Origin of the sequence: Sphingobacterium siyangense (assembly GCF_007830445.1) — a bacterium.
GTDB lineage: Bacteria > Bacteroidota > Bacteroidia > Sphingobacteriales > Sphingobacteriaceae > Sphingobacterium > Sphingobacterium siyangense.
Genome location: NZ_VLKR01000001.1, coordinates 239,047 through 254,365 on the forward strand (window position 1 = coordinate 239,047; position 15,319 = coordinate 254,365).

Here is a 15,319-nt window from a genome sequence, read left to right on the forward strand (position 1 = left end):
TAAAGAAACACTTCAACATGATCACATGCAGAAACTGTGGCACGGGCATTACATCAAAATTCTGTCCCGATTGTGGCCAACCTGCGACGCTAAAAAGGATAGACGCTCATTACATCACCCACGAAATAGAACATGTGCTTCACTTTGAACGCGGTATTCTCTATACCATTCGAGAATTGGTGACAGCTCCAGGTAAGAATGTGCAAAACTACATTTCTGAAAATCGCAGCCGACTGGTCAAACCTATTATTTTCGTTATTGTCACATCTTTAGTGTATTCTATTATTGCCCACTTTTTCCATACTGAAGAGCGCTATTTGCAATCAATCGACAGCCATGGTATTGAAAGCAAACTCGTCATCACAACCAACATCTTTCGATGGCTACAAGGTCATTATGGTTATGCTAACATTATTATGGGGTTCTTTATTGCCCTTTGGACTAAATTATTTTTTAAAAAATACGGTTATAATCTTTTTGAAATCATCATCTTATTATGTTTTATTATGGGGATGACAATGTTAATTTATGCACTTTTTGCAATAATTGACGGTATCACGCACCAAAGTTTAATCCTATATGCAACTTTAGTAATTTGTATATATTACTCCTGGGCCATAGGACAGTTTTTTGATAAAGCTAAAAAGATCAACTATTTTAAAGCATTTGCCGCTTCAATAATAGGTTTTTTCTCCTATTTGATCGTCATACTTTTCATTGGTATTACATTGGATGTACTTATAAAATAGCATTTTTTTGACTGATGCAGACATGTATCTAAGAAGCCACCATCATCAATTGATGCGATAAATGGGATAAAGAAGATGTGACTCTTCATAATAAGGTGAATGTTTGTATATCCAATCCAGCTGCGCACTACTACTTGCAGCAAGTTTAGGGTTGTTCATCTTTTCGCGTTCAAAGGCAGATCTTAAATCTTTATTCTCTTTTAGAAGCTTGGCTGCTGTATCTTCAAAAACATAAGCTGAATAGTATTCTTTCTGTCCTAAGATCGCATCAAAGAAATTCCAATTAAAATAAGAGTCTATTGCTTCAGGTTCCAAGGTTTCCAGCAGAAACTTCACACCGTCCTGGTTCAAAGGGACCAAAAAATCACCGGCACTGAAGTTTACCTTGTTGGATTCCCTAAGGAGACTGGTGTCAAAATGTAAATAATGTCCTTCATATGGACTTGAAGTTGTCTTGAAATCCTTAATCCTATACTGTTCCACCGCAATAACAGAATCTTGTTTAAGCGGAATCATCTTGATTTGATTGAGTGTCAACAATTCAATAACTTTCCATTCAGACTGCGGAATGACATAATACGATGGAATCGTCACTTCTTTTGTCGGAACATATGTATTATATAACTTAACTTGTTTTGAAAACTTAGCGTTTCTATCATACCACAACCTATCTTTCGAAGAAACGTCACTTGGTTTATATTTTGCCTCGAAGCCCTTAAATTCCAGCGATTCATATTTTGATGAATCAAGCTTCCATGCTATGGCATATTTATCCCCTATTTGATATTGCTTTAGGTTTTCAGCTCTTTTTTGTTTAATCACCTTATAATTCTGTTCGATAAAATCCAAGTTACAACGCATATAGTCATAAGTCGCTTTGACACGTTCTTGATAAGGTTTCAACATATGTGTTTCCACAACAGTTCCGATTACATTAAATAGACTGGTGTAGCCTGTTGCGTATCTTGGCGAATCCATAAAGGTTGGAAAACCACCATCGGGCACATCGTTGTGGATGTTGACATAGGGAACAGACATAAATCCTTTCTTTTGGAGATCCTTGAGTAAGTTCTTTTGCATGTGGCTGTTAAAATAATTTCCCAAAAGGTTTCCTAAACGTTCTTTGTTTGTTGAGATATAGGTGAAGGTGTACTGATAATCGGCTCCATTGCTGACATGATTATCTATAAAAACATCTGGTTTGACCCATTGGAAAATCCGCTGAAAGCTCCGCGAGTTTTTAGTATCTGTCTTAATAAAATCCCTATTTAAGTCATAGTGTCTTGCATTTCCACGAAAACCATACTCTTCAGGGCCATTTTGATTAGCTCTAGAAAAGCTCCCACGATTTAACATCCCACTCACATTATAACTCGCCAGCGCAACAACAATAACATTTTGAGGTGCCTTTATCTTTCCTGTTGCCAAATCGCGCATAAGCATCATAGTCGCATCAATACCGTCTGGCTCTCCAGGATGAATACCATTGTTGACCAATAAAACGCACTTCTCTTCCCTAGCCACTTCCAGTGTCTTTCCAAACGGATTAAATACAACAACATCTATTGGTTTATTGTTATCGTCTTCTCCCCGTGTTTCATAGTGAATTGTTGTATATTTCCGTGCCAATTCCTGATAATATGCCCGCATTTCCTCAAAAGTTGTCGATTGATTGCCATTACCCCGTTCATAAGGTGTAAGTATTTGCGCATAACTTCTGCCAAAAAGCATGAAAGAAAATAATATCAGGAACTGTTTCATAAGATCAATTTAGGCTCCAATTTACGATAAACTTGTTAAAATGCGTAAGCAATTTCTACCTTCTATTAGGAACCGCTTCCCAATAAAACAAAATCCCTAAGAAATGTAGGGATTTTGTTTTTACGCTTTATCACTATTTCATTTGCTGACCTCATTTAATAATTCAATATCTTCCGTATCTAATTTAAGAGTCGGCGCCGCACATAGCGTATCCAATTGACTCTCACTTGTAGCACTTACAATGGGAGCGGTAATTAGCGGTTTAGCCAACAACCATGCTAATGCTACAGTAGCCTGTTTTGTCCCGTGTTTCTCGGAGATAACATCGAGCGCTTTTAGGACAGCTTTACCTTTAGCATCAAAATATTTTTTGATCCCACCACCCCTAGCCGTTTTATCAAAGTCAGCTTCAGTACGGTATTTACCGGTCAAGAAACCTGCAGCAAGCGACCAATATGGAAATACGCTCAAACCGTACTTCTCGACCAATCCCGCATAATCTGTTTCAAAACCAGCACGCTCTACCAAATTGTAATGCGGTTGCAAAGCAACATATTTAGGAAGACCATTTTTCTCCGCAACATCAAAGCTTTCCGTTAACCGCGTTGGCGATAGATTAGAAGCGGCAATATAACGTACCTTACCTGCTTTTATTAAGTCAGCATAAGCCGACAATGTCTCTTCCAAAGGGGTTACGTTATCGTCAAAGTGGGTATAGTATAAATCAATATGATCTACTCCCAATCGTCGCAACGATTCATCAGCAGATTTCAAAATATGTTTTCTTGAGATATCATACCCGTGCTCCTTAGTCTCGGATCCAACTTTTGTTGCGATTACTATATTTTGACGGTTGCCACGGCTTTTTAACCATTTCCCAATAATTTCTTCGGACTGCCCGCCGGTTCCATTCACCCACCAAGAATACGTATCTGCCGTATCGATAAAATTAAATCCTGCTCCTACAAATTTATCTAGCATTTCAAACGATTTTTGCTCATCTAATGTCCAGCCAAAAACATTCCCGCCAAAATTAATTGGAGCTATCTGCAAATCTGTGTGTTGTATTTCTACCTTTTTCATTGAAATTATCTGTTTATTGTTCCTTTAAATAAAAAATCGCTATGCAAGTACAGCTATAAAGCTAAAGTTACGGTATTCATCTTGAGCCACGCCAGCATTCTTCACATCTAAATGTCAAAAAGAGTAAAGTACGCTATTGCAATTTAGTACGCAGTTACTATGATTATACTAAATTGCAGCCGACTTTCGATCAGATCATTGTGCTCATAGTTAAAAATCTTATCTTCGTACTCATGGCCCATATCAATCTGACCTTCTTTGAGCATGTCAGATAAAGCCTTCGATAGATTGAACAGATTACATTGATAAAACCCAATCATCTATGATCCCAATAGTATATAGACGAGCAATGGAAAGTGATTTGACTTTTCTTTTAGATCTACGATTAAAGACAATGACCCAACATTTAATAGCCGCTGCTTTACCCACAACGAGGGATTCACATCTACAAAGAATTAAATACAAATTTGAACATGCTGCTATCATTGAATACAACCATATCCCTATCGGACTTTTGAAAACCGAGAAAGGACGGGCTCATATCGAGTTGATTCAAATACAGATCGATCCCCGATACCAAGGGAAAGGGCTAGGAAAAAAGATATTAAAAGATCTTATAGATGAAGCAATTTACGAAGGGAAGTCGATTTCATTACATGTATTAAAAACCAATAAAGCGCAAAAGCTCTACTTCAGTATTGGTTTCGAAATTATCGGAGAAGATGAGCATTCATATCATATGAAGTACTCAAACAAGGATAAGATTTTAAAAAACAGGTCGGCTCTTTAACCGACCTGTTTTTTCATTACTTTTCAATAGACGACATATCGATTACAAAACGATATTTCACATCACTATCCAATACTCTTTGATACGCCTCATTTACATAATCGATATCAATCATTTCTGTTTCGGGTAGAATATTATGTTCAGCACAAAAATCAAGCATATCCTGAGTTTCCTGTATTCCCCCAATACTGGAAGCCGTTAGGATCTTATTTCCCCCCATGATCGAGCGTCCATTAATTTCCATGGGTGCAGCCGGAATCCCCACGCAAATATAAACTCCTTTTGTTTTCAATAATGCAAGATAGAGGTTATAATCATGTGGTGCTGATACGGTATCAATAATAAAATCAAAATACGAGGAGAATTCTTTTATTTCATCGGCCTCATGGGTATTTAAGAACTTGTGTGCTCCAAGTAGAGCGGCATCGTCCTTTTTGCGTGGTGAATGGCTTATCATTGTAACTTCTGCCCCCATTGCCACTGCAATTTTAACAGCCATATGTCCCAATCCGCCTAAGCCTAACACACCAACTTTATGCCCTTTGCTAACATTCCATCTTTTTAATGGCGAATAGGTGGTGATTCCTGCACAGAGTAGCGGTGCCACCTTTTTAATATCCAAAGATTCCGGCACATGCAGCACAAAATCTGCATCCGCAACAATATTATTGCTATAACCACCAAAAGTATAGCTGTGATCGTGCATCACATCTTTGCTGTTGTACGTCCAAACGGTCTTCTTTTCTGAACAGAACTGTTGTTGGTCTGACTTACAGTTATCGCATTCGCCACAGGAAGCGACCATACAACCGACACCTGCCAGGTCACCTTTTTTGAACTTAGTCACTCCAGGACCAACTGCACTTATCCGACCAACAATTTCGTGCCCGGGAACAATTGGGTATTGTGTACCACCCCACTCATCATGTACTTGATGAATATCGGAGTGACAAATCCCGCTGTACAAGATATCTATTAAAACATCGTTTGCACCAAGCTCTCTCCTTTCAAACTCCCAGTATTCAAGTGGAGAACTACTGTCTTTCGCCGCATAACCTTTCGACTTAATCATATTATCTTTTTTATAGACCACAATTTGGATACGAAGATATCTTCGATCCCCTATTTACGTTGTACTAAGTTAGCGGGTATCGATGACGAATAAAGAAAGGCAAGCACAATATTGACACTGCGCAAACAAAAAAACAAGTTTAAACATAGAAGTATCCGCACAAGACCATGTATATTTGAGTTCATATAAATCACTTCAATGAAAAGAACCAGTCTAACGCTAGCAATTATTTGCTTAACATCAATGGCCTTCGCCCAAAAGATAAGCTACAAAGTGAACACGCAAAATTCGACGATCAAATGGAATGCGAAAAAAGTTGTCGGGGGACATGTGGGAACAATCAATATACAAGAAGGAACGGTACAGACAGAAAAGGGGAAAATTACCGGCGGTGGTTTTACCATAGATATGAATTCCATGGCTTGTACTGACGCACCTAAATTGACCGGGCACCTAAAAAATGAAGATTTCTTCAATGTGCCTACCTACCCTAGCAGCAAATTTGTCATCAGTAAAGTTGATAATAGCAAAGGCACTCCAATCATAACCGGTAATCTGACGATTAAGAATAAAACAAAATCGATCTCCTTTCCAGCAAAAGTCACCACAACTGCAGATGGACTTTCTGCTGAAGCTATAGGGGTTAAGGTAAATCGGCTGGACTTTGATATACAGTATCGTTCAGCAAGCTTTTTCTCCGACCTAGGCAATCGCGCCATCGATGATGAATTCACCTTAGATATCGTGCTTAAGGCTGTAAAATAAAAACCTCATAAGAGCCCTCTGTTAATACAGGCGGCTCTTCCTTCATTGAATAATCGCACCGAGAATCGACATAATTTACTCGAGCTGCTTTTACACACAGACTACTTAAGGCTGTGATGTCACCTCATACCGGCACGGAAAATCCAACAGTGTGGCACTTATTCTTCCTCAGAAATAGCGCATTAGCGCTGTGCTACAACACTAAACAAAGACTCTGTTAAATTAGATTTGATTCAAATTGCACTTAGCAAGCGATAAGATTGATGAAAGTAAAGTTTTAAAATTATCTTTAAACTCGCTAAAGTAAGGTTAGACAAATTATATATGGAGAAAATAAAAACTTTTCAACAACACGAGCTTAATAGAATTAGAAAAAATTGGAGTGAAAGTGACCTCGCATTTGAAAAGTTGGGAAGATCTTCTAATATATCCGATTATTCGGATCGGGAGATCAATGAAATGCTGCTCGGTGTATATAAAGACAGTAAACACCTTATGGTCGATGAAGGCTACTTTATTGATCTCGCGAAAGCGTATAAAGCCAGTTGTATTTTGGTTGATGTATCCTATTCAAGACGTATCAAACCTGCTCCGAACAGCATACTTAATCTTCAGGATATCCGTAATTTTTACATTGAAGATTATTTTATAGAGACGAAAGAAGCATTCTCCAACAAAAATAAACATAAGATAACGGGTTATCTCAAAAAGATCGGCGGTATCAGTTTGGGTAAAGGGCAATACAATTATCTGTATTCTATTCCGAACGATTTCAAAACGTTTTTCGGTGATACACCGGCCGATCTGTTCTATCCTATACAGCGTTATATCAACGGGTTATTTTTTGACGACGATTATCGAATTTCAGATTTTGAAGTCATCAGTAAGATTGTTATCAGTAAGACATAATTCCGATTGCCGGAGCAACCGCTCTTGGTTTCTTAATTGATAATCTCACCATCATTCTGATCTAGTTTATCACGAAATTTTTCAAGTTCCTGAACACCTGGTTTTGCCCATTCAGCAACCTCACCTATAATTTTTAATGGAAATTCAGATCTATAGGAACGTGTAGGATTTCCGGGAAACTTCTGGTCCGTCAGATTAGGGTCATGCTGATAATCACCGGTAGGTTCAACAATAAATACCCGCTCGCTGCGCTCACCTTTTGCCAGGGCCGCTGCAAGTCCGGCCCCATTCATCATACCTGTAAAATAAATATGATTCATTTTGAAGTCGGCTTGATAGTTAGAATTGAAGCCTGGAACCAATAAGTCGCCGATTTGTGCATCTGCTTTTGTACCGTGATAAAAAGGTCCCTTATCAAAGGGAATGTTCTTATAAGAAGAGGCCAACCTAGCATATTCACTTGCCATTGCTTCTTCTCCTAAACTTGTGTAACAGGCACAAATCTTCAAATACATTCTGGGCAATGCACTGGTAGTCCGATCATCACCGATTACCAATGCGTGATCTAAGGCTATGTGCAGCCATTTCAGACGATCCGACACCGTTTTCTGCTGCCGGGATACAAAATAGGCTGCAATAAACTTCTCATGGTCATCGCTTGCCTCCCGATAACCCTCTGCAAAAAAGGACAGCGCTTCATCGTGTCTACCGTTTTCTTCCAATTGTATGCCTTTTAGGCAAAGTTTGACAACCCCGTTAAATGGTGAAAATTCCATCGTATAAATTATTATCTATTCAACCGAATATTATCCTCGCTGTAGTTATAAGTGAACACCCTTAGTAACATCAGGACTTAAGCAAGGCTATGTATGTAAAAAGCCAGTTATTAAGAATAACCGGCTCTTCAACAAAATTGTTCTCTTATTTTCAATATTTCTCGCTGGAATCCTGAAAACAGTTGGCCTCCAGAGAGCAGCTAAATTATCCGATAGATGGTCTCCTTAGAATACAATATTGCCTTTGTGTATCAAGGAAGTCACCGGTGAAATACGAGAAACTGCTTCAGCGGAACAACTTGCCTCAACAAAAACCATGCTTGCCTCATCACCCACTTTCGGCCATTGTTGATTTCCATTATTGTCCAAAGGCAATTTGTAGCGTGTCGCGAAAGCAAGTGTTCTAGATAAGCCGAATTCTGTTCCATAACCATAAAGCTCAGCAATAAGATTCGCTTTCTGCAGCATGTTTCCCGAGCCAAACGTATTCCAGTGATCCTGAATATTGTCATTTCCAATCAAAACCTCCACCCCATATTTCCGAAGTGTCGGAATAGGCATAATCATATTGCCAAAGGGCACAGAGGACACGATTCCCACCCCCGCTTCTGCGAGACGTGCCGCAATTTTTTCAGCTTCGACATTTGTGAGACGACTAAGTGCAAAAGCATGGCTAACAAAAGCTTTCCCTTTTAATTGGGGGTTTTCCAATGTACGGTCGATCAAAAACTCGATTGTCTTCATACCACTTTCTCCCATTTCATGGAGGTGTATGTCAATTCCCTTATTGTTATCAAGCGCCAACTGTGTAATCTGCTCCATACTTTTTTCGATACTTCCGTCCAAAGAGTACGGATCTACTCCACCTATGAAACTAACAGCATCCAGTTTTGCAACATCCTTCAAAATGGGTAAAGTATCCGTATAATAGAGGCCATGCTGTGGAAAAGCAACCAGCTCCGCTTCTACCGTGTGTTTTTTCGATGCAAGTGCCTTTTCCAAATTTGTTAACGATTTTAGTCCAGATGTTGGATCAACATTGAAATGTGAACGAATAAAATCAGTTCCGTATGCCTGCAGAAAATTCAGCATTTTGCCCGTTCTTTCGACTGAGGTGCTTAACCATTCTGGGATCATCTTCTGCTCATACGCGATCATATCTTTTACGGTATGCCGTGTTGGCGATACAGCTTCCCATGCCAGACCAAACAACATTTTATCCAAATGGGCATGCATATCCTTAAAAGCCGGCAACATCAAATGTCCTTTTGCATCGATCGCATTAGCATTTGCAGTATTTGGTTTGATTCCTTTGATCTTACCCTCTTCAACTTCTACACAGAATAAAGCCGTATTTGTGCTTATAACTTCCTTTCCATCAAACTCGAATCCTGTCTCAAGCCGTACGTTTTTTAAAATATATGTTTTAGCTTTCATATTTATTTTGATAATATTCTTTTTCTCTAAAAATTACCGGACAATAGAAACGGTATTATTTTTCCACTTTTATTATTCAGTATCACCAAAACAAAGGTCGCAATGATTCTCCCAGATCTTTTGCAGAATACATCTCGATACTTGAACAATTTATCACAGCGCCGACTTTTGCTCAACAGTATGCATAAGGTGAAACTACAACGAATGTGCTTTCAGCCAGCATGAGACCAATGAGAACGACACTTAAAATACACTGTAGTAATAAATTGTCCAACAGATGGAATGAAAACCACATTGTAAAAACAGCCTTAGCTACTATTTTTGTATTAAACATCGAAGCTTCTTCGGCTTTATCGAAAAAATTATAGCACAATAAAATGATGAAAACAACTTTAATACTCCTGATAATGATGAGCATAACAAATTCGTGCCGATCGGCATTAACAGAAAACTCATATACTGAAAATCCGTCCCAGGAAGAGATTATTAAATTGGTCACCAAAAATGACTTACAGGGAGTGAAAAAAGCGCTAGAAAATAATGCCAACGTGAATAGTGAAGATACGAATAAACGTTCTATTCTACTTATCGCGACAAACAACGGAAATATTGAAATGGCTAAATTATTGGTAGAGTATGGTGCCGATGTCAACCTTCAGGCCGACAATATGGACAGCCCATTTTTATACGCAGGAGCAAGTGGGCAAGTTGAACTCGTCAAACTTTTCTTAGATCACGGCGCTCGCTTCGATCTATTTAATCGATATAACGGCACAGCTTTAATCCCGGCATGCGAACGTGGATATGTAGAAACGGTAAGATTATTGGCCAATACCAAAAATTTCCCTTTGGATCATGTCAATCGTTTAGGATGGACTGCTTTGATGGAAGCCATTGTACTCGGTGACGGAAGCAAAAAATATCAGGAAATTATTCAGATTCTAAAAGATGCTGGGGCAAAATTGGATATTCCAGATTGTAATGGCACAAGCCCTTTGCAACACGCAAAACAAAGAGGCTTCAATGAAATTGTTAAGATACTAACATCAGAAATATAAAGGTTCATCTTCCTTTAAATACTCAAATTTGAATAAAATTTCAAGCAGTATTCCACCATGCTATCTGATTTTTCATTCTCAATGGCTAGTTTTGCAATATGCAGCATAAAATAATAGACAAAGTTGCTTTAATTAACATTAAAGACAGGAAAATACTGAGCACACGTTCTAAGACTAAAACAAAATTTTACTTTCCTGGTGGTAAACGAGAGAATAATGAATCCGATATTACCTGTTTAAAAAGAGAAATACTGGAGGAGCTTTCTGTGCACATCGTCGAAGAATCAATGCGCCTTTTGGGCACCTTTGAAGCAATTGCCGATGGACGAAATCAAGATACGCTCGTAAGAATGACCTGCTACTTTTCTGATTTCGAAGGAGTATTGCATCCAGCGAATGAAATCGAGACATTTGAATGGTTAACCTATAAGGACAAACATAGGACTTCTGTCGTAGATCAGATTATCTTTAGCCGATTAAAGGAAATGAATCTTATCGATTGATAGAACAGATGAGCGTTGTTTCTCATACCAAAATATCAGACAACGCTTTTCCGTAATGTAATAACCGTAATTTCAGGCCAAACACCTATCCGACCTTTTAGGCCGTGAAAACCAAAACCGCGGTTGACATAAAGATATTTTCCTTGTTTTTGATAGAGTCCAGCCCACTGTTTATAAAAATATTGAATTGGACTCCATTTTAACCCAAATAGTTCTATCCCAAACTGCATACCATGCGTATGTCCTGCCAGCGTCAGATGGACATGTTGGTCATAGTCCAAAGTAACATGATCCCAATGTGAAGGATCATGAGACATCAAAATTTTGAAGGTATCAGCGTCCAATCCAAGGGTTGCTTTAGCAAGATCACCATATTGATGAAACCCTCCTTTCCCCCAATTCTCAACTCCAATTAACGAAATACGCTCACCTTGCTTTTCTATTGCTATCGATTCATTTAGCAGCAATTTAAATCCCATTTCATGATGAATTTCCTTAAGCCTATTCAAATTTAAGGCTTTTGATTCAACACTTTCCCATTGTACGTAGTCCCCATAATCGTGATTTCCAAGGACTGAAAACTTGCCCGAAGGAGCTTCTAATCGGTTGAAGTCCGAAACCCAGGGTTCCATTTCGGAAGCTTTATTATTGACTAAATCGCCCGTAAACAATACCAGATCACTGTTTTGTGCATTTGCCAATTCGATACCTTTACGTACCCTTTTGATATCAGATAAACTACCAGAATGAATATCCGATAGCTGCGTAATTTTAAAACCGTCAAACGCCGTAGGTAGATCAGGAAAACTCAATACTTCCTCTCTCACTTTATAAAAATAACGACCTTTCGTTAAACCGAAAAAAATAACCAATAACATGGCCCCCGCCAAAAACAATACAATCTCACTCAAAAATATACTACGTGGAGGAAAGGAACGAAAAATACGCATCAGATCTTCAACAAATAAAAGGGGAACAGCAAGCAATTTTGGTATGAAAACAATTAAAAATGCTGTAATCAGACTTGTTGCTGTCTCCTGGACATCATAACCCGCTCTCCGCAAAAAAATTAATGTAAAAACACCAAAAAACAACAGGATATCAATCCCCCAATACATGTTCTGCCAAATCGAACCACGAATAACCGTACTGAAAGCCTGAAAAAAATAGATATCACCCAAAACAAATAAGAATAATATCAGTAAAAGTCTCTTTGCCATATTAACTAAAATATTGATTTTAAATTGCTAATGATATGCCAAAAGAGATTTTTGAGCTATTACAGCCCCTATCATCGTAAATAGTGATGTCTATGTGACAATTGAAACTTTTTGCACTCCAATCAATCAGAAAACTATCCATAGTTTCCTCCAAAACATGTCAAGATGTCTGATTATCCCATAAATGAACTCAACCGAGATACTGCTTATTATTCCAAAATTCCAGTCTTTTGCATGCATGCTCTCATTTTTTGGTAGGTACGCTCAATGTCTTGATCTAAACCAATGGAAAACCTGATCAATCCATCGGAAATACCCATCTTCAAACGATCTTCCTCAGGAATTTCTGATGACGTAGAGCTACCCGAACAGGAGAATAGGGTCTTATAGAATCCTAGGCTGACAGCTAAATACCCTAAATTTTCAGCCTGCATCAGTTCCATTAGTTCATTGGCTTTTTCGGTTGTTTCCACGTCAACTGTCATTAAGCCACCAAAACCATAGGTCTCATGCATCATAGTTTTCATTAGTTCATGATCTCGATGCGACTGCAAGCCCGGATAAGATACCTTTAATCCATCTTTCTCAAACCGTTCGGCAAGATACATTGCATTATAACTATGTTGTTTCATCCGTATATGAAGTGTTCTTAAATTCTTCAATATACTTGCCGAACGTAAGCTGTCCATCGTTGGCCCCAATAACATACAGGCACCTGTGTTCACATTTTTCGTTTCATTAATAAACTCCTGACTTCCACAATAAACCCCACCGACTGTGTCACTGCTGCCATTGATAAATTTCGTTAAACTATGAATAACAATGTCCGCTCCCAAAAGTGTTGGTGAGATGGATAATGGAGAAAACGTATTGTCGACAATCAGTTTTAGCTTGTGTTTTTTACAGATGGCCGAAAGTTTTCTTAAATCTGCCACATGCAATAAAGGGTTGCTCACACTTTCACAATACAACACTTTTGTATTAGGTCTTATCGATTTTTCGAGTTCTTCGACATCATTAATATCCAAAAATGTCGTCTCAATCTGGAAAGGCGGGAGAAAATTTTTAAGAAAGGCATAAGTTCCACCGTAGATTGTCCTACTTGAAATGATATGGTCACCACTTTTACATAGTTGTAAAAGAACTGTTGTAATCGCTCCCATCCCCGAAGATGTTACATTGGCCGCAGCGGTATCCTCCATTTTTGCTAAGGCTTGTGCCAAATACAAATTCATGGGCGACGAATGCCTTGAATAGAGATAACAGCCTTCCGCATTCCCTTCAAATGTGTCGAACATTTTTTTAGCCGAAAGAAAAGTATAGGTAGAGCTATCAGAAATTGACGGGTTCACACCTCCAAACTCACCAAAGTATTGCAAATCTTGAATTTCATTTGCTGCATTAAAATTTTCCATGTTTTTATCTTTAAAATTGAGATATTTAAAATTATATTACAAGTAATTTTACTTATCTTAGAATATAAATCTATTATATAACCAATAATTAGTTAAAACATCTAGCTGATTTAAAACGAGCTAGTAAAAACCAAAAAAAAAATCTATGCAATTTGACGAGATTGACCGTAAGCTATTGCGTTTTCTACAGGAAGATGCCAAACAAACGACCAAAGAACTCTCCTACAAACTGAGCTTGTCCGTAACAGCGGTCTATGAAAGAGTACGTAAACTCGAAAATACTGGAATTATCACAGGCTATGTCGCCATACTTGACAAAAAGAAAATAGCAAAAGACTTCCTTGTATTATGCCACGCAAAATTAACACAGCACAAAAAGGAGTATATCTTACAATTTGAAAAAGAGGTCATGAACCTTCAGGAGGTAACAGAGTGTTTCCACGTGAGTGGCGACTACGACTATATCCTAAAGATTTGTGTCCAGGATATGGCAGATTATCGCAGTTTTATGTTAACGAAATTAACGAGCCTACAGCATATCGCAAGCACCCATAGCTCATTTATGATCGCTGAAGTGAAAAATACGATTGCAATTGATCTGTAAGAAAATTTAAACCAAAACACCATTTTTTGATGCTATTGCTTCCGGAAGATCCTCATCTCCCACCATTTGCAACACATCAATTTCTATGGTTCGACAAATCGAAAGCATAGGCACATCAAACATGAGTCCTCCAAAAGGATTTTCAGTATAATCGCCGACCAATTCCATCACAATATAAATCCATCCAATTACCACACAAAAAGGAATACTCGTCCATATCCCCCAGTCGCCCAATTTCGCAAATTCATTAACTAGGCCCAATGGGAGCAGAATGATGAGAATAACATTAAAGACAAATGCTGTACTGGCAAACTGTCTCGGTGAAGGAAATTTTTTGATTCTTTCTGCCTGACCTTGATAGTCGTAAAATTGATTCAGGCAATTCTGCAGTTGCGTTTGGTTAAAATCCGAAATGATTTGATCATTTTTCAATGCATTAACTTCCTTTGCTTGTTTAGAAATCAAATACGTTGCAAAATTTTTATAGGTGCTCTGCAACTTAAACTCATCTGTAGAAAGGTATTTGCGCAAAAAAATCGATGTTCTACTGTAATCAGGAAAGCCAGCCTTTATCAGTCTGTTCCGTTTAACATTCATTGAACCAAAGTGTTTTTTCAAACTGACATGCTCCCATTCTGTCGGGATCAACAACTGCTCACGAAAAGTATATAACCAAGCTATATGGCGATAGGCAATCCTTTTCCTCCGCTCCTCCAAATCGGTATGATCACCATCTTGAGTATCAAAGGCATATAACATTGCCGTGAAAGAACGACTTGAATTGACAATCCCACCCCAGATTTTCCGGGCTTCCCAAAGTCTATCATAGGCCTGATTATTCTTAAACCCGACATAAAAAGCCTCAGCGGTTCCAATCAAAGCCAATGGCACCCAAGGAATTATCATCCACTGCCAATTAAAAAAATAATAGATGACCGCCACCAGAGAGCACCAAAGCGTCAGCCATATTAAATGTGCGCCCGCTAAATTAAATATTTGTCGATGGTTAAAATACTTGGTTGTGATCATAAAAATTAAATATCTTCCTTTAATAAAAACGTTATGAAAGTACAATTTAAATTGTAACTGTCCAATACGCTAAATTGTTTTCGGCACGATGATATTTTATCTCGCTCATTTTTATAACAATAAACCTCGTCGCTTTATATGGCTTATC

At 38.2% G+C, this 15,319-nt stretch carries 15 protein-coding genes; 7 read left to right on the top strand and 8 right to left on the bottom strand.

Annotation, left to right across the window (positions count from 1 at the left end; all coding sequences use genetic code 11):
• Window positions 1-17: 17 nt before the first annotated feature.
• The gene (locus IQ31_RS01065; RefSeq protein WP_083663647.1) at window positions 18-749 is read left to right on the top strand and encodes a DUF3667 domain-containing protein; all 732 of its coding nucleotides are present in this window, start codon (window positions 18-20) and stop codon (window positions 747-749) included.
• A 45-nt stretch (window positions 750-794) separates the two neighbouring features.
• Here IQ31_RS01065 and IQ31_RS01070 read toward each other — a convergent pair whose 3' ends face one another.
• Together IQ31_RS01070 and IQ31_RS01075 are read right to left on the bottom strand one after the other, a co-directional pair.
• Window positions 795-2,510, bottom strand: coding sequence for a M14 family metallopeptidase (locus IQ31_RS01070; RefSeq protein WP_145326841.1), 1,716 nt, complete (start codon window positions 2,508-2,510; stop codon window positions 795-797).
• Between the two features lie 138 nt (window positions 2,511-2,648).
• Window positions 2,649-3,593 carry an aldo/keto reductase gene (locus IQ31_RS01075; protein WP_145326842.1) on the bottom strand — a complete coding sequence of 315 codons (945 nt, stop codon included), beginning with the start codon at window positions 3,591-3,593 and terminating at the stop codon, window positions 2,649-2,651.
• A gap of 322 nt (window positions 3,594-3,915) precedes the next feature.
• Here IQ31_RS01075 and IQ31_RS01080 point away from each other — a divergent pair, with 322 nt between their 5' ends.
• Window positions 3,916-4,383, top strand: a complete 468-nt coding sequence (locus IQ31_RS01080) for a GNAT family N-acetyltransferase (RefSeq protein ID WP_208734073.1) — start codon at window positions 3,916-3,918, stop codon at window positions 4,381-4,383.
• 16 nt (window positions 4,384-4,399) lie between these two features.
• Here IQ31_RS01080 and IQ31_RS01085 read toward each other — a convergent pair whose 3' ends face one another.
• Window positions 4,400-5,455 (bottom strand): NAD(P)-dependent alcohol dehydrogenase, encoded by a 1,056-nt coding sequence (locus tag IQ31_RS01085; protein WP_145326843.1) that lies wholly within the window; start codon window positions 5,453-5,455, stop codon window positions 4,400-4,402.
• Between the two features lie 198 nt (window positions 5,456-5,653).
• On the opposite strand from IQ31_RS01085, the gene IQ31_RS01090 reads away from it, so the two are divergent.
• Together IQ31_RS01090 and IQ31_RS01095 are read left to right on the top strand one after the other, a co-directional pair.
• Window positions 5,654-6,220 carry a YceI family protein gene (locus IQ31_RS01090; RefSeq protein ID WP_145326844.1) on the top strand — a complete coding sequence of 189 codons (567 nt, stop codon included), beginning with the start codon at window positions 5,654-5,656 and terminating at the stop codon, window positions 6,218-6,220.
• Between the two features lie 324 nt (window positions 6,221-6,544).
• On the top strand, window positions 6,545-7,129 hold the full coding sequence (locus IQ31_RS01095) for a hypothetical protein (RefSeq protein ID WP_145326845.1): 585 nt from the start codon (window positions 6,545-6,547) through the stop codon (window positions 7,127-7,129).
• 32 nt (window positions 7,130-7,161) lie between these two features.
• Here the strand turns inward: IQ31_RS01095 and arr are convergent, their stop codons facing one another.
• Window positions 7,162-7,905 (bottom strand): NAD(+)--rifampin ADP-ribosyltransferase, encoded by a 744-nt coding sequence (gene arr, locus IQ31_RS01100; RefSeq protein WP_145326846.1) that lies wholly within the window; start codon window positions 7,903-7,905, stop codon window positions 7,162-7,164.
• A 225-nt stretch (window positions 7,906-8,130) separates the two neighbouring features.
• Window positions 8,131-9,342, bottom strand: coding sequence for an amidohydrolase (locus IQ31_RS01105; RefSeq protein WP_145326847.1), 1,212 nt, complete (start codon window positions 9,340-9,342; stop codon window positions 8,131-8,133).
• 407 nt (window positions 9,343-9,749) lie between these two features.
• Between IQ31_RS01105 and IQ31_RS01110 the strand changes: the two genes are divergently transcribed.
• Both IQ31_RS01110 and IQ31_RS01115 read left to right on the top strand, forming a co-directional pair.
• Window positions 9,750-10,400: an ankyrin repeat domain-containing protein gene (locus tag IQ31_RS01110; protein ID WP_208734075.1), complete on the top strand. Its 651-nt coding sequence runs from the start codon at window positions 9,750-9,752 to the stop codon at window positions 10,398-10,400.
• 98 nt (window positions 10,401-10,498) lie between these two features.
• Window positions 10,499-10,903 (top strand): NUDIX hydrolase, encoded by a 405-nt coding sequence (locus IQ31_RS01115; RefSeq protein WP_145326848.1) that lies wholly within the window; start codon window positions 10,499-10,501, stop codon window positions 10,901-10,903.
• Between the two features lie 35 nt (window positions 10,904-10,938).
• Here the strand turns inward: IQ31_RS01115 and IQ31_RS01120 are convergent, their stop codons facing one another.
• Together IQ31_RS01120 and IQ31_RS01125 are read right to left on the bottom strand one after the other, a co-directional pair.
• Entirely contained in the window at window positions 10,939-12,123 is a 1,185-nt protein-coding gene (locus IQ31_RS01120; RefSeq protein WP_145326849.1) for a metallophosphoesterase, read from the bottom strand.
• A gap of 209 nt (window positions 12,124-12,332) precedes the next feature.
• Window positions 12,333-13,538, bottom strand: coding sequence for an aminotransferase class I/II-fold pyridoxal phosphate-dependent enzyme (locus tag IQ31_RS01125; protein ID WP_145326850.1), 1,206 nt, complete (start codon window positions 13,536-13,538; stop codon window positions 12,333-12,335).
• A gap of 145 nt (window positions 13,539-13,683) precedes the next feature.
• Between IQ31_RS01125 and IQ31_RS01130 the strand changes: the two genes are divergently transcribed.
• Window positions 13,684-14,142, top strand: coding sequence for an Lrp/AsnC family transcriptional regulator (locus tag IQ31_RS01130; protein ID WP_145326851.1), 459 nt, complete (start codon window positions 13,684-13,686; stop codon window positions 14,140-14,142).
• Window positions 14,143-14,148: 6 nt separating this feature from the next.
• On the opposite strand, the gene IQ31_RS01135 is transcribed toward IQ31_RS01130, so the two are convergent.
• Window positions 14,149-15,171: a bestrophin family protein gene (locus IQ31_RS01135; RefSeq protein WP_075992821.1), complete on the bottom strand. Its 1,023-nt coding sequence runs from the start codon at window positions 15,169-15,171 to the stop codon at window positions 14,149-14,151.
• Window positions 15,172-15,319 lie beyond the last annotated feature (148 nt).

Excerpts from the sequence above, each read along its gene's own strand:
- IQ31_RS01095 (WP_145326845.1), top strand. The coding sequence starts at position 6,545 with ATGGAGAAAATAAAAACTTTTCAACAACACGAGCTTAATAGAATTAGA.
- IQ31_RS01135 (WP_075992821.1), bottom strand. The coding sequence starts at position 15,171 with ATGATCACAACCAAGTATTTTAACCATCGACAAATATTTAATTTAGCG.
- IQ31_RS01115 (WP_145326848.1), top strand. The coding sequence starts at position 10,499 with ATGCAGCATAAAATAATAGACAAAGTTGCTTTAATTAACATTAAAGAC.
- IQ31_RS01090 (WP_145326844.1), top strand. The coding sequence starts at position 5,654 with ATGAAAAGAACCAGTCTAACGCTAGCAATTATTTGCTTAACATCAATG.
- IQ31_RS01130 (WP_145326851.1), top strand. The coding sequence starts at position 13,684 with ATGCAATTTGACGAGATTGACCGTAAGCTATTGCGTTTTCTACAGGAA.
- IQ31_RS01065 (WP_083663647.1), top strand. The coding sequence starts at position 18 with ATGATCACATGCAGAAACTGTGGCACGGGCATTACATCAAAATTCTGT.
- IQ31_RS01125 (WP_145326850.1), bottom strand. The coding sequence starts at position 13,538 with ATGGAAAATTTTAATGCAGCAAATGAAATTCAAGATTTGCAATACTTT.
- IQ31_RS01105 (WP_145326847.1), bottom strand. The coding sequence starts at position 9,342 with ATGAAAGCTAAAACATATATTTTAAAAAACGTACGGCTTGAGACAGGA.
- IQ31_RS01080 (WP_208734073.1), top strand. The coding sequence starts at position 3,916 with ATGATCCCAATAGTATATAGACGAGCAATGGAAAGTGATTTGACTTTT.
- IQ31_RS01120 (WP_145326849.1), bottom strand. The coding sequence starts at position 12,123 with ATGGCAAAGAGACTTTTACTGATATTATTCTTATTTGTTTTGGGTGAT.
- arr (WP_145326846.1), bottom strand. The coding sequence starts at position 7,905 with ATGGAATTTTCACCATTTAACGGGGTTGTCAAACTTTGCCTAAAAGGC.
- IQ31_RS01070 (WP_145326841.1), bottom strand. The coding sequence starts at position 2,510 with ATGAAACAGTTCCTGATATTATTTTCTTTCATGCTTTTTGGCAGAAGT.
- IQ31_RS01110 (WP_208734075.1), top strand. The coding sequence starts at position 9,750 with ATGATGAGCATAACAAATTCGTGCCGATCGGCATTAACAGAAAACTCA.
- IQ31_RS01075 (WP_145326842.1), bottom strand. The coding sequence starts at position 3,593 with ATGAAAAAGGTAGAAATACAACACACAGATTTGCAGATAGCTCCAATT.
- IQ31_RS01085 (WP_145326843.1), bottom strand. The coding sequence starts at position 5,455 with ATGATTAAGTCGAAAGGTTATGCGGCGAAAGACAGTAGTTCTCCACTT.